Genomic DNA, 16,457 nt, shown 5'->3' on the forward strand with positions numbered 1-16,457 from the left:
CGAGTTACGGCTTCGCCTAAACTCGCGCCAGTACTAGCTGGTAGGGTACTGAAAAGCAAAAGCGGCACCTTAACGGTTTGCCGTACTTTTGCTACCTAGTAGCAGACCCCCGACCTAATGTCCCTCGCCAAAACTTATTCGCCCGCCGACGTTGAAGCCAAATGGTACCAGCGCTGGCAGGAGCAGGGCTTTTTCCAAGCCAAACCCAACCCCCGCAAGCAGCCCTACACTGTGGTTATTCCGCCGCCCAACGTGACGGGCGTGCTGCATATGGGCCACATGCTCAACAATACCATCCAGGACGTGCTGGTGCGCCGCGCCCGGATGCAGGGCAAGGAAGCCTGCTGGGTGCCCGGCACCGACCACGCCAGCATCGCCACCGAGGCCAAGGTAGTGGCTATGCTCAAGGAGCAGGGTATCAATAAGAAAGACCTGAGCCGCGAAGATTTTCTGACCCACGCCTGGGCCTGGAAGGAGAAGTACGGCGGCATCATCCTGGAGCAATTGAAGCAGCTCGGCGCCTCCTGCGACTGGAGCCGCACGCGCTTCACGATGGAGCCCAAGCTGACCGAGGCCGTGCTGCGCGTGTTCGTAGACTTATATAGGAAAGGCCTAATATACCGGGGCGTGCGCATGGTGAACTGGGACCCGCTGGGCGGCACCGCCATCTCCGACGAGGAAGTAATTGCTAAGGACACCCAGGCCAAGATGTACCACCTCAGGTACGAAGTGGTGGGCCAGCCCGGCCGCTTCCTCACGGTGGCTACCTCGCGCCCCGAAACCATCATGGCCGACGTGGCCGTGGCCGTGAACCCCACCGACCCGCGCTACCAGGACCTGGCCGGGCAGCGCGTGCGCATCCCGCTGCTGGGCCGCGAAATTCCGGTTATCCAGGATGAGTACGTGACGGTAGACTTCGGTACGGGTGCGTTGAAAGTGACGCCCGCCCACGACCTGAACGACTACGAGCTGGGTTTGAAGCACAACCTGCCGGTTATTGATATTCTGAATGATAACGGCACGCTGAACGAGAAAGCGGAGCTGTACGTGGGCCAGGACCGGTTTGCGGCCCGCCGCAACATCGTGAAGGATTTGCAGGAAGCCGGTCTGCTCGATAAAGTTGAGGAGTACGCCAGCATCGTGCAGACCTCGGAGCGCACCGGGGCCGTGATTGAGCCCAAGCTGAGCTTGCAGTGGTTTCTGAAAATGGAGCACCTGGCCAAGCCCGCGCTCGAAGTGGTGGAAAACGACACCATCAAGCTGCACCCGCCCAAGTTCAAGAACATGTACCGGGTGTGGATGGAGAACGTGCGCGACTGGTGCATCTCGCGCCAGCTGTGGTGGGGCCAGCGCATTCCGGCCTGGTACCTGCCCGATGGCTCGTTTGTAGTGGCCCAGCATGAAACCGAAGCCGTAGAGCTCGCCCGCGAGCAAAGCGGCAACAACGGGCTGCAAGCCAGCGACCTGCGCCAGGATGAGGACGTGCTCGATACCTGGTTTTCGTCGTGGCTGTGGCCGATTTCGGTATTCGATGGCTTCGATGACCCCGACAACGCCGACATCAACTACTTCTACCCGACCAACGACCTCGTAACGGCCCCCGAAATCCTGTTTTTCTGGGTGGCGCGCATGATAATGGCCGGCCTGGAATACCGCAAGGAAGTGCCGTTTAAAAACGTGTACCTCACGGGTATTGTGCGCGATGCGCAGGGCCGCAAGATGAGCAAGCAGCTCGGCAACTCGCCCGACCCGCTCGACCTCATCCGTGACTTCGGCGCCGACGCGGTACGGACCGGGATGCTGTTTTCGTCGCCCGCCGGCAACGACTTGTTTTACGACCAGAAGCTGATTGACCAGGGGCGCAACTTCAACAACAAGCTTTGGAACGCCTTTCGCCTCGTGAAAGGCTGGGAAGTGGATAACAGCTTGCCCTTCGCCAATGCGCAGGCGGTGAGTTGGTTTGAGGCCCGACTGGCCGAAGCCGTAGCGGTGCTCGATGAGCATTTCGACAAGTTTCGGATGAGCGATGCCTTGCTGACCGTGTATAAACTGGTCTGGGATGACTTCTGCGCACTCTACCTCGAAATGGTGAAGCCGGCCTACCAGCACCCGATTGATGCCGAAACGCTGCGCGTCACCGTGGGCTTCCTCGAAACGCTGCTCAAGCTGCTGCACCCGTTCATGCCCTTCATCACCGAAGAGCTGTGGCACGAGCTGGCCGAGCGCGGCCCTAAAGACTACGTAACCGTGGCCCACTGGCCCAAAGTGACCGCCCCCGCCGACAGCGCCAACACGCTGGCTGAGATGGACAAGGCGCTGGCCATTGTGGCCGGCGTGCGCAACGTGCGCAACCAGAAAAACCTTGGTCCGGTGAAGCCATTAACACTGGCGGTGAAAACCGACGACCAGGCCGCCGTGCTAGCCTATGCGCCGCTGGTGCGCAAGCTGGCCAACCTCAGCGACTTATCGTTTGCCCAGGAAGCGCCGGCCGGTGCGGTCAGCTTCGTGCTCGGCGGCAGCGAGTTCTTTATTCCGCTCGATAGCCAGGTGGATGCCGCCGCCGAGCGCGCCCGCGTGGAGAAAGAGCTGGGCTACGCCATCGGCTTCCGCGACTCGGTAAACAAAAAGCTTGGCAATGAGAAGTTTGTGGCCAATGCCAAGCCCGACGTGCTGGAGCGTGAGCGCCAGAAGCTGGCCGACGCCGAGGCCAAAATCGCGGCGCTGGAGCAAGCCTTGAAAGCGCTGTGAACGAGAATGATTTGGTGGGATTAAAGAAGTGTTGGGGCTGGTACCACATTCGGTGCCAGCCCCAACACTCTTTTGAGGGTCAGTAATATGCCGCTGCTTTCTGGGCCTGGGAAGCGGTACTCAGCCCAGGGAAGCAGAAAAATATAATGGGCTCAGTCACAATTTATGCCGTTTCTTTGAGGTAGTTAATAAAGTTTTTTTCCATGAAAATACTATACGCATTCTGCCTTAGCTGCCTGGCTGGTCTGACGGCGCTTGAGGTTCAGGCGCAGGCTGCCCCTTCTGCCTCTATGACTAATCCACCCATTGCCACGGTTAAAGCCAAGGAGCTGGTGTCGCCCAACGGCACCCGCACCGACAACTACTACTGGCTCAACGAGCGCGAAAATCCCCAGGTACTCGACTACCTGAAAAAGGAGAACGCCTACACCGAGCAGCAAATGGCCGGCGTTAAGCCCTTGGAAGAAAAGCTTTTCAATGAGATGAAAGGCCGCATTAAGGAGCAGGATGCTTCGGTGCCTTACCGCGACCACGGCTACTATTACTACACCCGCTACGAAACCGGCGGCGAGTACCCGCTTTATTGCCGCAAGGAGGGCTCGCCGCAGGGGCCCGAAGAAGTGATGCTCAACGGCAACGAGATGGGCCAGGGCAAGTCGTACTTCGCCATCGGCGGCTACGCCGTGAGCGACGATAACCAGACGCTGGCCTACGGTGTCGACAGTGTAAGCCGCCGGCTTTATACGCTGCGCTTCAAAAACTTGAAAACCGGCAAGCTCTATCCCGAGAAAATTGCTAATACGGCCGGCTCGGCCGTGTGGGCCGCCGACAACAAGACGGTTTTTTACGCCAAAAAGGACGTAACTACGCTGCTGCCTTTTCAGGTATATCGCCACACGCTGGGCACCGACCCTGGCCACGACGTGCTGGTGTATGAGGAGAAGGATAACACCTTTGGCGTGGGCATCGAGCGCAGCAAGTCGCGCCACTACATCGGCATTACGCTGCACAGCTCGCTCTCGTCGGAGTATCGCTATCTGGAGGCCAATAAGCCGGCCGGCGAGTTTAAGGTATTTCTGAAGCGCGAGCCCGACCACCTCTACGAAGTGCAGGATGCCAACGGTCAGTTCTACATCCTCACCAACTGGGAGGCTCCCAACTTCCGGGTAATGGCCGCGCCGCTTACCAACACCGGCAAGGGCCAGTGGGAAGACGTGGTGCCGGAGCGCGAGGACGTTTTCATCGAGCAGATGGAGCTATTTAAAGACCACTTGGTACTCAACGAGCGGGCCGAAGGACTGCGCGAGATGCGCGTCATCAACTTCTCGGATGAGGTGGGCCACACTATTCCATTTCGTGAGCTGGCGTACACTACCTACATCGGGGCCAACCCGGAGTTTGATACCCCGACGCTGCGCCTGACCTATACCTCGTTTACCACGCCGGCCACTACCTACGACTACAACATGGCTACGCACAAGCTCACGCTGCTCAAGGAGCAGCCGGTGCTGGGCGGCTTCAACAAGGAGGACTACGTGACGGAGCGCTACTTCGTGACGGCCCGCGACGGCAAAACGATTCCGATGACGGTGGTGTACAAAAAAGGCTTCAAAAAGGATGGTACCGGCCCGTTGCTGCAATACGCCTACGGCTCGTACGGCATTTCCATGGACCCAACCTTCTCCTCGGCGCGGCTGAGTTTGCTCAACCGCGGCTTTGCCTACGCGCTGTGCAATATCCGGGGTGGGCAGGAGCTGGGCCGCAAGTGGTTTGAAGATGGCCGCATGCTGCACAAGAAAAACTCGTTTACCGACTTTATCGACTGCTCGCTGTTTCTTGTCAAGGACAAATTCACGTCGCCCGCCAAGCTGTTTGCCGAGGGCGGCAGCGCCGGCGGCCTGCTGATGGGCGCAATAGTGAATATGCGCCCTGACCTATATAAAGGCGTTATCGCCGAAGTGCCGTTTGTGGATGTTGTTACGACTATGTCGGACGCCAGCATTCCGCTCACCACCGGCGAGTACGACCAGTGGGGTAACCCGGCCGATAAAAAGTACTACGACTACATGCTCTCGTACTCGCCCTACGACAACGTGAAGCCCCAGAAATATCCCAATATGCTGGTGCTTACGGGCCTGCACGACTCGCAGGTGCAGTATTTCGAGCCCGCTAAATGGGTAGCCAAGCTGCGGGCCACCAAAACCGATAACAACCTGCTACTACTGCATACCGACATGGATGCCGGCCACGGCGGGGCATCGGGCCGCTTTAAGGCGTTGCACGACGTAGCCCGGCAGTACGCCTTCCTCTTTATGCTGCTGGGGCAAAAATCGGTGATGTAAGCAACGAAAAGCTTAGCGCAGTACCGAAGGCGCGGTGGTCGAGTGGGCCGCCGCGCTTTTTTCGTCGGCGCTCAGCTGGGCCTGTAGTTGAAACGTGACCTGCTGGCAGGCGGCAAAATGCTGCTCGGCCGTTTTGAGGGCGGCCTCAGTAGACAGCAGGCGCTGGTAGAGAAAGAGGATAAGGCCCAGCGCAATGGCCAGTGTGGCGATAAAAAGGATGTTTTTCATGCGTATTGGGTAAGCTGTAATTACCGCAGAACGTCCTGCTCAGCCGGCATCCGCTTCGACAAGGGGAGCCAGCTGAGCAGGACGTTCTTTTTTGATTTCTGACCACTAAGCTATACTGCCGTATTGGGGTCAAACTGCTCGAGGTAGTCGGCCACCTTGCGCACAAACATGCCCCCGAGCGAGCCATCGACCACGCGGTGGTCGTAACTGTGGCTCAGGAACATAAAGTGCCGGATACCGATTAGGTCGCCCTGGGGCGTTTCGATAACGGCGGGCTTTTTCTTGATGGCCCCCACGGCCATGATGGCCACCTGCGGCTGCATGATAATGGGCGTGCCCATTACGTTGCCAAACGAGCCCACATTGCTGAGCGTGTACGTGCCGCCTTCGAGGTCCTCGGGCTTGAGCTTATTCTGGCGGGCGCGGTTGGCGAGGTCGTTCACCTTCTTGCTCAGTCCGTTAAGGTTAAGCTGGTCGGCATTATGAATGACCGGCACGATGAGGTTGCCCGACGGCAGCGCGACCGCCACCCCGATGTTAATATCGCGTTTTTTGATTATATAATCGCCATCTACCGACACATTGATGTTGGGGTAGTCCTGAATGGCGCGCGCCACCGCCTGAATGAAGATGGGCGTAAAGGTGAGGTTTTCGCCTTCGCGCTTCTTATAAGCATCCTTGTGCTTGTTGCGCCAGTTCACCAGCTCGGTTACATCGGCCTCCACGAAGCTCGTAACGTGCGGCGAAATACGCTTGGAATCGACCATTCGCTGCGCAATCATCTTGCGCATGCGGTCCATCTCCACCAGCTCCTGGCTGCCCGATACCGACGGCGCGGGCTTGGCCGTAGCGCTGGCGGCCTGCGGCTTGGGAGCAGCGGGAGCCGGAGCGGGTTGCGGCGCTGCCTTGGGCACAGCCGGGGCAGGCTGGGCCGCCGGCGCGGCGGGCGCCGGAGCCGCCGGTACCAGCGGCTGCTTGCCGTTGGCTACGTAGTCGAGAATATCTTTTTTAGTTACGCGGCCTTCCTGGCCGGTGCCGGGCAGGCGCTCGAGGTCGGCCATGCTCACGCCTTCCTCGCGGGCAATGCTGAGCACCAGCGGCGAGTAAAAGCGGCCTTCCTGCACCGGATGCTGGGCGCCGGCGGGCTCGGGAGCCGCTACGGGCGTGCCAGGGCCCGGCAGGTAGGGGACGCTTTCGTCGCCGGCCGGCGGGGTGGGCAGCGCGGGTACGCGGTCGGGCGCGATTACGGGCGGATTGGCGCTGGCTTCTTCCAGGTCGTCGGTGTTTTGGGCAGGGGCCGAGGCTGCATCCGTCTCGACAATGGCAATGGGCGCGCCCACGGCTACTACCTGGCCTTCCTGCACCAGGATTTCGGCCAGCGTGCCGGCGTACAGGGCGGGCACTTCGGTATCGACCTTGTCGGTGGCTACTTCCAGTACCGACTCGTCTTGCTCAATGGTATCGCCAACTTGCTTGAGCCATTTCAGCACGGTGCCTTCCATGATGGATTCGCCCATCTTGGGCATCGTCATTTCCACTCGGGCCATAAAAAGGGGCAGGGGGTGTTAAAAGGAGGGGTGGGGTGGGAGGGAGTTTATGACTGCAAAGGTAGCCGCAAACTCAACCGGGTTTAGCGCGGCCGGTTCGGGCCGGGTTCAATTGCCCGGTACATCCCGTCTGCTGGCCAAATACTGGGGTTAGCAACTCCTGGCGGCAGCCGGGCACCTGGTTACTTTTGCACTGGTTTTCGCCGGCTATGTGCCTGCAGAGAGTACTAGTATTGCTGATTTTATAAGTATAATATAGTGAAAATTTATTATTATCGCTGGTTACTGTTGTCAATACTTTTGCTGCTAGCCGTGCTACCATTTATGGGGCTTGCTTTCTTTGCGCATCCGTATTTCGACGATTATGATGTAGCCAATAATGCCACTGCTATGGGGCCCTTTGCTAGTCAATGGCATTGGTATCAAACCTGGTCGGGGCGAATAGTCACTATTTTCCTCGACACGATGCTCAACCCCCTTTTCTGGGGAAAGCTGGGCGAGTCTGGTTCCCATGTGCTGGCCGGCTTGCGGGCAATACTACTACTAGTGATGCTGGCGCAGATAGTGGCTCTGCAACAGTTTTTTCGGGTGCTGCTGCGCTTGCTAACCCCCGTCAGCGGGGCCGACAGGGACAGGCGGCAGCTCGAGTGGCTACTGGCACTCCTGCTAACGGCACTAGGACTGAACGCAATGCCGGAGCCCTTTTCTTTTCTTTATTGGTACAGTGCCACCTTCGTTTACCAGCTGGCCTGGGTATTTACGCTAGGCTTCACAACGGCAGCCTTGCGAGCGAGTGAGCTACCCCCCGGGCCGCAGCGGCGGCGGTGGGCCGGGGGGCCGGGCTCAGCCTGGGGCTGGCCATTGGCAGCAGCGAGCCCGCTTTGCTGCTGTGCGCGGTAACTATGGCCGCGCTAGGGTGGTGGATACGCCGGCACCGGCCAGCAGCCTGGTCATTGTGGCTGGGTTGGTGCGCGTTAGCTGTAGTGGGCATTACCCTGTCGCTGAGTGCGCCTGGCAACTGGAACCGGGCCGCGCTAACGGACGCTTACCCGCCGGCCGGGCGCTGGCTGCTGCTACTACCTCGGGCAGGTCTGGCCGTGCTGCGCCTGATAACCCAGCCCGTTACATTGGCCAGTACGGTGGGGCTGGCACTAGGCTGTTTGAAGCTGGGCGCCTGGCTGTGTCCGGCCCCATCGGCCCGTCCGCGTCGGGCCGATGGGCTGGTTGTGCTAGCAAGCTATGTAGCTCTTAATACCATCGTGGTAGTGTTTCTGAAAACGTTCTGGGTAGACCCGCTCCTGGGCCGGGTCACTAACCTGCTTATTCTGGTACTGCTGCTGTCTACTGCCGGGCTGGCGCTATGGGTAGGTACCTGGTGGCAGCCGGTGGGCTCGCGTTGGCTAGCTGGCCGCCTAGTGCCCGGCGCAGGGGTAGTGCTGCTAGTGGTTTTGGTTGGGGTAGGGCAGGTAAAACAGGCATGGGTCGAGCTGCTGATGGTGGCCCCAAGCTACGACCAGCAGATGCAGGCCCGCTACGCGCTATTGCGCCAGGCGCGGGCGCGGGGGGGCTGGAGGTAAGCGCCGCTGCTTTGCAGTTGGCGCAGGTGCCAGGCGTGCTAGTGCCGCTGGCCGTAGCGGGGCGTTCCATCGATTTCAGCGTTGAGCTCAAGCTAAACGCGGCGGCTAATACTGAGATAGCCCGTTATTTCGGCTTGCGCGCCGTCAGGCGGCAACCTGGCCCCACTTGCCGGTAGCACCGGGCCATTCAGCTTAAGCTGGGCGGCCCAGGTAGTGGCTGAAATAACCTTTCCGTCGGGACAAGCGCGGCGTTGGTCGGGAGTTGAGGCCCGCTGGCCCACTACCGATGAACCCAACCATATTTCCGGCCGCTCGTTTGCCAAGTACTCAGCAGCCAGCCACTGGGACCCAGCTTACCGGCGGCTGCCTGATTGCTCATGTTATTTTTTACTTCCTTTTCCTCTTGGTCATGAAATCTTTCCTGTTTGCCGCCCTGGCAACTGCCACCCTGCTTATGAGCACCGGCGCTTTTGCTGCTCCTTTTAATGACCGCGGCCGGGATAGCCGCTTCCAGCAGGACCCCGGCCACCGGGACGATAATGCCCGCCGCGATGATAATCGGGGGCAGCAGGACCGCCGCGCCATGCCCCAGGGCCAGGTGCGCGACAACGAACAGCACCGCAATGACCGGGCTGACAACCGCCAGGGCAATGACCATTTCGACCGTAATAAAAATTACGGCTTCGACCGCAACCACCAGGTAACCCGTGAGGAACGCCGCAGCTGGGAGCAGGGTCACAACTACGGGTATGAGCAGGGCCACCGCGTAACACCTCAGGAGCGCGCCCGCTGGGAGGCCCAGTATCGCCGTTAAACTACCTGGCCGGGCTGGCATCTAAGCTGTAAGGGTGCCGGCCCGGCTCCGGCTTTTCACCTTTTTTTCTGCTTATTTTTTATGAAGAAGTTTTTGTTGCCTCTGCTGGCATTTGCTTTATCGGCCACTGCCGCTTCGGCCCAGGATGGAGGTCGCCCTCAACGCACACCCGAAGAAATGGCGGCCCGCCAAATGCAGGGCCTCACCAAACAGCTGGGTTTAAGTGCCGACCAGTCGGCCAAAGTGCAGCCTGTTTTACTCGCCCGCGACCAGGAAATGATGGCCATGCGCGCCCAGATGCAAGCCGGTACTGCCGACCGTGCCCAGCTGCGCAGCCAGATGCAGGCCAACCGAACCAAGTACGAAGACCAGCTTAAAGCTATTCTTACTCCCGAACAATTCACCCAAATGCAAACTCTGGAAGCCAACCGCCGCCAGCGCGGGGGCGAGGTGTTGCCGGAGGGAAAGGTGAAGGAGAAGGATGGCAATCTGAAAATTAAGACCAAAACGGATAGCTAAGCCGCTCCGGCCACTCGTTATTATTCTTCAAAAACCCTGGCCCTAAAAGGTCAGGGTTTTTTTGAGCAAGAAAATGCATGCTTAGGCTGTGGTGCGGCAAGCTGTGCGGCGGACGACAACCCAACGCTAGCTTAAAATATGCAGAAAAATGAATATTTTAAGCCTGTGCCCGGCTGGGTGAGCTGTCGTTAAGGCGAGTAAAGTTGCCGGATTGCGCTACCATTCACTCCTAGCTTCGGGAAGCCGAGACATCGGAGGTAGCTATAAAAAAGCCGCCTGTTCGAATGAACAAGCGGCTTTTTTAATTAAGCACAGGGCTTACTTGCCGCCCAGTAGAAAGCCGATGTAGGCCTGAAACACGGAGTTGCGGGCATTTTTGAAATCATTGTTGCTGTAGCCATCTTTGGCAAAGTCCGTAAACGCGCCATTGTAGCGCAGGCCCAATAAAAAGCCCTGCGTCGATTGGAAGCCCAGGCCGCCTACGTAGCCGATTTCGTTGCGGTTGACGTTACTCAGGTCGGTAGTTCCCGAGCCGGCGGTCCCGACTACGCTGCCATTAAAGGTTTGGGTGCGGTCGGTCGAGATGTTCATCAGGTAGCTGTACTGAGGCCCGGCTTCAAAGAAGACACTGCCGACTTTGAGCCGCACGAGCACCGGTACGTCGAGGTAGTCGTAGCGCACGCTCCCCGTGTTGTGATAGGTGCCAAGCGCCGTAGTATATTGCTGGTCAGCGTACTTAAATCCTTTCTGGGAATACAGCACTTCGGGCTGAATCGAGAACATGTCGTTGGCGAGCCCAAAGTTGAGCATGGCGCCGGCCTGGAACCCCAGGCGGTTGTTGTACTGGCTCTGGTTGGTAAGATTGCCGGATAGATTGGAAAGACTACCGCCAGCCTTAAGGCCGAATCTAATAGTTTGGGCGTGAGCTGTCGGGGCTGTCGCAAGCACTACTAGCGCTGCCCCCGCCGTCAAAGAAAGGAGTTTGGACATAATAAAAAGAGGGTTGAAACTATAAGCAAGCCCTGTAAAAGGTAGGGTGAGCCTGAGAGTGGCGTTTCAATAACTGCGCCAATTGCGGAGTTTACGTATAGCACGCACCCGAAAAGGTCTGCTACCCCCATCCGAAGCAGCCTTTCTGTCACGGCACAATCCTCGCTGTCTTCCATGAGCCTTTGGCAAATCATTCAACGCCTGCTGCCCTTCGTGCGGCCTCATCGCCGCCTGGTCGTCAGCACGCTGCTGCTTACGCTGGTGGGCTCGCTGGCCGCTCAGGTCAACCCGTTTGTGCTGCGCTACACCGTCGATACGGTGCAGAGCCTGCTCAATAAAGGCCTGGGGCTAGCCCAGGGCTGGCAGATGCTTATCTGGGTGAGCGCCCTCTTGCTCGGCAAAGAGCTGCTGAACACGGCCATCACTTTCGGCCAGAAATACTACGGCGAAAAAATCCGCATCAGCGTGTCGGGCGCGCTGGCTGAAGCTGCTGTCACCAAGATTCTGGGCTACGAGCTGGGCTTTTTCACCGAAGCCGGCAACCAAACCGGCAAGCTCCAGACCCGCATCGATAGAGGGGTAGAAAGCCTGATGAAGCTGGTGCAGAACTTCTTCATCGACATTCTGCCGCTTTTTGCCAACGCCATCGTGGCGCTGGTGGTCATGTTTCTGGCCAATAAATGGGTGGGCCTGGTGGCCACGTCCATCCTGCCCGTGTACTTCTGGCTGAGCTACCGGCAGGCCGACCGCCTCAACGGCACCCGCCGCAACCTGCGCGCCCTGCGCGAGGAGAAAAACCACGGCCTCATCAGCATCATCGACAGCATCGTGGTGATAAAGAGCTTCGTGCGCGAGGCCTACGAGGGCGACAAGCAGCTAGCCGTGCAGGACAAGCTGGAAGCCGCCCAGCTCACCACGCGCAAAACCAACTTTCGCTACGACGGCCTCAAGTCGTTTTTCGAGCAGATTGGCGTGGTGGCCATCATCGTGCTTACCGCCTACTTGGTGCTGGCTGGCCAGATGAGCATAGGCGCCATCATGTTTCACGTCTTGCTCTTCAATAACGTGTCGGCGCCCATCCGGCAGCTGCACCGTATCTACGACGAGATGAACGAGGCCCTGACCTACGCCGAAGGCTTCTTCGCCATCCTCGACGCCGATGACCAGACCGAGCGCCCCGGTCCGCTGCGCCCCGCGCACCTCTACGGCCGCTTCGAGCTGCGCCACGTCAACTTTACCTACCCCAGCGGCACGGCCGCGCTGCACGACGTGAGCCTGACCATCGAGGCCGGCAAAACCACCGCGCTCGTGGGCCTCAGCGGCGCCGGCAAAAGCACGATTATCAACCTGCTCTGCGAGTTTTACCGCCCCGACAACGGCGGCGTATTCCTCGATGGCCAGCCGCTCAGCGAATACGACACGCCCGCCCTGCGCCAGCAAATTGGCCTGGTGCTCCAGAAAAACCACATTTTCAAAGGCACTATCGAGGAGAATATCCGCTACGGCAACTTCGACGCCACCCAGCCCGAGATAGAAGCCGCCGCCCGCCAGGCCTACCTCCACGACCAGATACTCGACCTGCCCAAAGGTTACCTCAGCGACGCGCAGCAGCTCTCGGGCGGCCAGCAGCAGCGCATCGCCATCGCCCGGCTGTTTCTCAAAAACCCGCCCATCATCTTCCTCGACGAGCCCACCGCCAGCCTCGACGCCATCGCCACCGAGCAAATCAAAAACAGCCTCGACGCCATCAAGCAGGGCCGCACCGTGGTCATCATCTCCCACAGCCTCGCCCAGATTGTGGATTCCGACTGCATCTACGTGATGAAAAAAGGCGAGATGGTGGAAAGCGGCACCCACCTGGAATTGTACGAAAAGCGCGGCACCTACCGCGAAATTTTTGATGCTTCGGCCCGTAGTCTTAACATCGAGAAGCTAGCCAAGACAATGGCCGATGATGGCGATGAGGTGCTGGATACGGCGTTGTAATCTCGTGCGATAAGCTGGTGGCTACTTAACTTACTGGATTGAGCACGACCAAATCAGTGAAAGCTTTAAAATCGCGGGTGTTGCGCGTGAGAATTGGCAGGCCGTGAACCAAAGCCGTAGCCGCAATAATGGCATCAGGCAGCTTGACTTTGTATTGCTGGCGTAGCTGAATGGTCTTTTGAAACTGGCTCATCCAATGCTAAAACAGTGGTAGCCTCAATGAAATCGGTCAGCAATTGCATGTCAGTCGGGCTGCCAGTCCAAGAAAGTAATTCTATCCGGCTCACCACGGATAAGTATACCCGTCCTTCTTCGATAGCTTGCTGAAACCAGGTGGCGTTAGCCGATGGCAGTTTGCCATTCAGGAAATCGATGCCCGCATTGGTATCAGCTAAGAAGGCCGTTCCCATTCCGACCGGACTTGCTCGGTGTGTGCGCGCAACTGGTCGGCAGCGGCATTAGATAAACTACCCCCCCATTGCCGTGCTGGTGAAATTGGCGGAACTTGCTCTGTCACAACGCGCAGAATATGAAGTGCCTCTAACTGCCGCAGCAACTCGTAGGCCTGCTCGCTTAGCGGCTCAATCAGAATCGGGCTCATAACTACTGGTTTTGGGATGGAAATTTACCTGCAAAGTAACCGGCAAGCACGTTCGTTCCACTGCCTTTACCCAATGGCCGCCCGCGTAAACTCGCTCAGCACCAGCCGGCCGCTGATGGCGGCGCGCTCCACGAGCAGCGTATCCCAGTGCTCGGTGCCGGCCCAAAGGACTTGCTTTAACTCGCGCATGGCGTCGGGTGAGGAGGCGGCCAGGCGCCGGGCCAGGGCCTGCACGGCCGCGTCGAGGCTAGTCAGGTCGGGCAGCACTTCGGCGTAGAGGCCGTGGCTGGCGGCCCACTCGGCTGGGCGAAACTGCGTGGCATCGATGGCCAGCTGGCCGAAGGCGGAGGTGCCGATTTTGCGCTCCACGGCCGGGCCGACCACGAAGGGGCCGATGCCCACAGCCAGCTCGCTGAGCTTCACGGCCGCGTGGGTAGTAGCCAGGCAGTAGTCGGTAGCCGCCGCCAGGCCCACGCCGCCGCCCACGGCCTTACCCTGCACCCGCCCGATAATGAGCTTGGGGCTGGTGCGGCAGGCATTGATAACGTGCGCGAAGCCGGAAAAAAACGCTAGCCCCTGCGCCGCATCGGCCACGGCGCGCAGCTCGTCGAAGCTGGCCCCTGCGCAGAACGTGCGCTCGCCCTCGCTTTGCAGGATAATTACTTTGGTGGCTTCAGCCTGGCCAACTTCGGTGATGGTGCGGGCTAGCTGTGCCAGGATGGCGCTGGGCAGCGAGTTGTGAGCAGGGTGGAAGAACGTGACGGTGGCGATGCCGGCGGCATCGGTGGTGGCCGTGACGTGGCCGGCGTTGAGGTTGCTCATAGCGCAAGGTTTCGCTAGGTAAAGCGAGGTTTCACAAGGTTGTTAAAAACGTCTGTCATGCTCATCTGGCGTCCGCTTGTCGAAGCATCTCTACCGTGCCGTTGAATTAGTGACCCTAGCGGCGTGGTAGAGATGCTTCGACAAGCGGACGCCAGATGAGCATGACGTTCTTTTTGAATTGAGATTAGATAAATTATCCTTGATTTTTCTTCTTTACCATCGTCAGAATGGTAGCCACGGCCACGGTGTCGCCGGTTTCGTCTTTTACTGTCACGAGCCAGCGTACGATGCCCTTGGCGATGTCGGTGTCGTCGCGCTTTTCCTGGCCGATTTTCTCCTTTACCGTGAGCGTTACGCCGATGGTGGTGCCGGGGTACACGGGCTTGGTGAAGCGGCACTCGTCGAGGCCGTAGTTCAGCAAAACGGGGCCTTTGCGCGGGTCCACGAACATGCCGGCGGCCTTGCTGAGCACGTAGTAGCCGTGGGCCACGCGGCCGGTGAAGAGCGTGCCTTCCAGCGAGGTAGCATCGACGTGGGCGTAGAAATTATCGCCCGAAATGCCGGCGAAAGCGCTGATGTCGGCCTCCGTGACGGTGTGCTTGTGGGTGGTGTAGGTTTCGCCGATTTCCAGCTCCTCGAAGTAGCGCTGGAAGGGGTGCTTGTCGTACTCCACCGTCTTGGCGCCGGTCTGGTACACTTCCGTAATGGCCGTCAGCATGCTCGGCGAGCCTTGCAGGGCCACGCGCTGCATGAAGTGCTCGACGCCCCGGATGCCGCCCATCTCCTGGCCGCCGCCGGCCCGGCCGGGGCCGCCGTGCACGAGCTGGGGCAGCGGCGAGCCGTGGCCGGTGCTTTCCCTGGCCATCTCGCCGTTGAGCACCAGAATACGGCCGTGGTGAGTGGCCGCGCCCAGCACAAACTCCTGGGCCGTGCGCGGGTCGTTGGTAGCCAGCGAGCACACCAGCGAGCCCTTGCCGAGGTTGGCGAGCTGGGTGGCCTCGCCCAGGTTGTGGTAGGGCATCAGGGTCACGACCGGCCCGAAGGCTTCCAGCTCGTGGCTGTCCAAATGCTTAAACGGATGGTCGTTGCGCAGTACGATGGGCGAGATGAATGCACCCTTGGCCGCGTCGGCCCCGCGCTCTTTACCCAGAATCTCGACGTTGTCGAGGTCGCCGTACACGATGGGAGTGTTCTTAGCCAGTTTGCGTACCTGCTCGCGCAGGCGCTCGGCCTGCTCGCGGCCGGCCAGCGCGCCCATGCGCACGCCTTCGGCCTGCGGGTGGCCGATGGTAGTCTGGGCCAGGGCCTTGCCCAGGGCAATCTGCACGTCTTCGAGCAGCTCGGCGGGCACGATGGCGCGGCGGATGGCGGTGCATTTCTGCCCGCACTTGGCCGTCATCTCCTTGCGGACTTCCTTGATAAAGAGGTCGAACTCGGGCGTACCGGGCCGGGCGTCGGGGCCCAGCACGGCGGCGTTGAGTGAGTCGGCTTCGAGGGTGAACGGCACCGCCTCGCTGATAATGCGCGGGTGGGCGCGCAGCCGGGCGCCGGTAGCGGCCGAGCCGGTAAAGGTCACCACATCCTGGTACGTGACGTGGTCGAGAATACCCTGGCCCGAGCCCACTACGAGCTGCAGGGCACCCTCGGGCAGGATGCCGCTGGCGATGATCTCGCGCACCACGGCCTCGGTGAGGTAGGCGCTGGGCACGGCGGGCTTCACCACGGCCGGCATACCGGCCAGCAGGTTGACGGCAATTTTCTCCAGCATCCCCCAGATGGGGAAGTTGTAGGCGTTGATGTGCACGGCCACGCCCTCGCGGGGCACCAGCAGGTGCTGGGCCATGAACGTGCCGCCCTTGGAGAGGCCCACCGGCTCGCCCTCCACGTAGAACGGCTTGTCGGGAAACTTGCGCCGCAGCGAGGCGTTGGCAAACAGGTTGCCGATGCCGCCCTCGATGTCAATCCACGAATCGGCGCGCGTCGCCCCCGAGCGGTAGCTCAGCTCGTAGAAAATCTCCTTCTTTTCCTGCAAGTGAAAAGCCAGCGCCTTGAGCATCCGGCCGCGCTCGTGAAAAGTCATCCGGCGTAGGGCGGGGTTGCCCACGCGGCGGCCGTAGGCCAGAATCTGCTCGAAGTCAAAGCCTTCGGTATTGGCCAGGGCAATGACTTCGCCGGTGCTGGCATCGCGCAGCTCGTGCGGGTCGGAGCCGCCGGGCAACCAGCGGCCGAGGGTATAGTTTTCGAGGGTGGGTGTCATAGCGGGGTGGGCGTGTAGCGTGGACG

At 59.8% G+C, this 16,457-nt stretch carries 13 protein-coding genes; 7 read left to right on the forward strand and 6 right to left on the reverse strand.

The window, feature by feature from the left end; translation table 11 throughout:
- Window positions 1–117: 117 nt before the first annotated feature.
- Both F6X24_RS11890 and F6X24_RS11895 read left to right on the forward strand, forming a co-directional pair.
- A complete protein-coding gene (locus F6X24_RS11890) occupies window positions 118–2,748 on the forward strand; it encodes a valine--tRNA ligase (RefSeq protein WP_151088209.1) in 2,631 nt (876 codons plus the stop codon).
- 290 nt (window positions 2,749–3,038) lie between these two features.
- Window positions 3,039–5,090, forward strand: coding sequence for a S9 family peptidase (locus F6X24_RS11895; protein ID WP_229725067.1), 2,052 nt, complete (start codon window positions 3,039–3,041; stop codon window positions 5,088–5,090).
- A gap of 12 nt (window positions 5,091–5,102) precedes the next feature.
- Here F6X24_RS11895 and F6X24_RS11900 read toward each other — a convergent pair whose 3' ends face one another.
- Window positions 5,103–5,318 carry a hypothetical protein gene (locus F6X24_RS11900; RefSeq protein WP_151088211.1) on the reverse strand — a complete coding sequence of 72 codons (216 nt, stop codon included), beginning with the start codon at window positions 5,316–5,318 and terminating at the stop codon, window positions 5,103–5,105.
- Between the two features lie 110 nt (window positions 5,319–5,428).
- Entirely contained in the window at window positions 5,429–6,865 is a 1,437-nt protein-coding gene (locus tag F6X24_RS11905; RefSeq protein WP_151088212.1) for a dihydrolipoamide acetyltransferase family protein, read from the reverse strand.
- A 258-nt stretch (window positions 6,866–7,123) separates the two neighbouring features.
- Here F6X24_RS11905 and F6X24_RS11910 point away from each other — a divergent pair, with 258 nt between their 5' ends.
- The 4 genes from F6X24_RS11910 (at window position 7,124) to F6X24_RS11925 (ending at window position 9,775) form a co-directional block, all read left to right on the forward strand.
- Window positions 7,124–7,765 (forward strand): hypothetical protein, encoded by a 642-nt coding sequence (locus tag F6X24_RS11910; RefSeq protein WP_151088213.1) that lies wholly within the window; start codon window positions 7,124–7,126, stop codon window positions 7,763–7,765.
- Window positions 7,766–7,848: 83 nt separating this feature from the next.
- Entirely contained in the window at window positions 7,849–8,442 is a 594-nt protein-coding gene (locus tag F6X24_RS11915; RefSeq protein ID WP_151088214.1) for a hypothetical protein, read from the forward strand.
- Between the two features lie 409 nt (window positions 8,443–8,851).
- Entirely contained in the window at window positions 8,852–9,256 is a 405-nt protein-coding gene (locus tag F6X24_RS11920; protein WP_151088215.1) for a hypothetical protein, read from the forward strand.
- An 81-nt stretch (window positions 9,257–9,337) separates the two neighbouring features.
- The gene (locus tag F6X24_RS11925; RefSeq protein ID WP_151088216.1) at window positions 9,338–9,775 is read left to right on the forward strand and encodes a hypothetical protein; all 438 of its coding nucleotides are present in this window, start codon (window positions 9,338–9,340) and stop codon (window positions 9,773–9,775) included.
- A 318-nt stretch (window positions 9,776–10,093) separates the two neighbouring features.
- On the opposite strand, the gene F6X24_RS11930 is transcribed toward F6X24_RS11925, so the two are convergent.
- Window positions 10,094–10,765 carry a porin family protein gene (locus F6X24_RS11930; RefSeq protein WP_151088217.1) on the reverse strand — a complete coding sequence of 224 codons (672 nt, stop codon included), beginning with the start codon at window positions 10,763–10,765 and terminating at the stop codon, window positions 10,094–10,096.
- Window positions 10,766–10,939: 174 nt separating this feature from the next.
- Here F6X24_RS11930 and F6X24_RS11935 point away from each other — a divergent pair, with 174 nt between their 5' ends.
- Window positions 10,940–12,751: an ABC transporter ATP-binding protein gene (locus F6X24_RS11935; protein ID WP_151088218.1), complete on the forward strand. Its 1,812-nt coding sequence runs from the start codon at window positions 10,940–10,942 to the stop codon at window positions 12,749–12,751.
- A gap of 25 nt (window positions 12,752–12,776) precedes the next feature.
- Here the strand turns inward: F6X24_RS11935 and F6X24_RS11940 are convergent, their stop codons facing one another.
- The 3 genes from F6X24_RS11940 to paaZ all read right to left on the reverse strand — a co-directional run bounded on the left by F6X24_RS11940 (window position 12,777) and on the right by paaZ (window position 16,431).
- Complete coding sequence (locus tag F6X24_RS11940) at window positions 12,777–12,944, reverse strand: PIN domain-containing protein (protein WP_151088219.1); 168 nt, start codon at window positions 12,942–12,944, stop codon at window positions 12,777–12,779.
- A gap of 474 nt (window positions 12,945–13,418) precedes the next feature.
- The gene (locus tag F6X24_RS11945) at window positions 13,419–14,174 is read right to left on the reverse strand and encodes an enoyl-CoA hydratase/isomerase family protein (protein WP_151088220.1); all 756 of its coding nucleotides are present in this window, start codon (window positions 14,172–14,174) and stop codon (window positions 13,419–13,421) included.
- 193 nt (window positions 14,175–14,367) lie between these two features.
- Window positions 14,368–16,431, reverse strand: coding sequence for a phenylacetic acid degradation bifunctional protein PaaZ (gene paaZ, locus F6X24_RS11950; protein ID WP_151088221.1), 2,064 nt, complete (start codon window positions 16,429–16,431; stop codon window positions 14,368–14,370).
- Window positions 16,432–16,457: the final 26 nt, after the last annotated feature.

This window comes from Hymenobacter baengnokdamensis (genome assembly GCF_008728635.1).
Classification (GTDB): Bacteria; Bacteroidota; Bacteroidia; order Cytophagales; family Hymenobacteraceae; genus Hymenobacter; species Hymenobacter baengnokdamensis.

Bases quoted from the DNA above. Each gene is read 5' to 3' on its own strand.
- F6X24_RS11890 (WP_151088209.1), top strand. From the start codon at position 118: ATGTCCCTCGCCAAAACTTATTCGCCCGCCGACGTTGAAGCCAAATGG.
- F6X24_RS11925 (WP_151088216.1), top strand. From the start codon at position 9,338: ATGAAGAAGTTTTTGTTGCCTCTGCTGGCATTTGCTTTATCGGCCACT.
- F6X24_RS11935 (WP_151088218.1), top strand. From the start codon at position 10,940: ATGAGCCTTTGGCAAATCATTCAACGCCTGCTGCCCTTCGTGCGGCCT.
- F6X24_RS11940 (WP_151088219.1), bottom strand. From the start codon at position 12,944: ATGAGCCAGTTTCAAAAGACCATTCAGCTACGCCAGCAATACAAAGTC.
- F6X24_RS11930 (WP_151088217.1), bottom strand. From the start codon at position 10,765: ATGTCCAAACTCCTTTCTTTGACGGCGGGGGCAGCGCTAGTAGTGCTT.
- F6X24_RS11895 (WP_229725067.1), top strand. From the start codon at position 3,039: ATGACTAATCCACCCATTGCCACGGTTAAAGCCAAGGAGCTGGTGTCG.
- paaZ (WP_151088221.1), bottom strand. From the start codon at position 16,431: ATGACACCCACCCTCGAAAACTATACCCTCGGCCGCTGGTTGCCCGGC.
- F6X24_RS11920 (WP_151088215.1), top strand. From the start codon at position 8,852: ATGAAATCTTTCCTGTTTGCCGCCCTGGCAACTGCCACCCTGCTTATG.
- F6X24_RS11905 (WP_151088212.1), bottom strand. From the start codon at position 6,865: ATGGCCCGAGTGGAAATGACGATGCCCAAGATGGGCGAATCCATCATG.
- F6X24_RS11945 (WP_151088220.1), bottom strand. From the start codon at position 14,174: ATGAGCAACCTCAACGCCGGCCACGTCACGGCCACCACCGATGCCGCC.
- F6X24_RS11900 (WP_151088211.1), bottom strand. From the start codon at position 5,318: ATGAAAAACATCCTTTTTATCGCCACACTGGCCATTGCGCTGGGCCTT.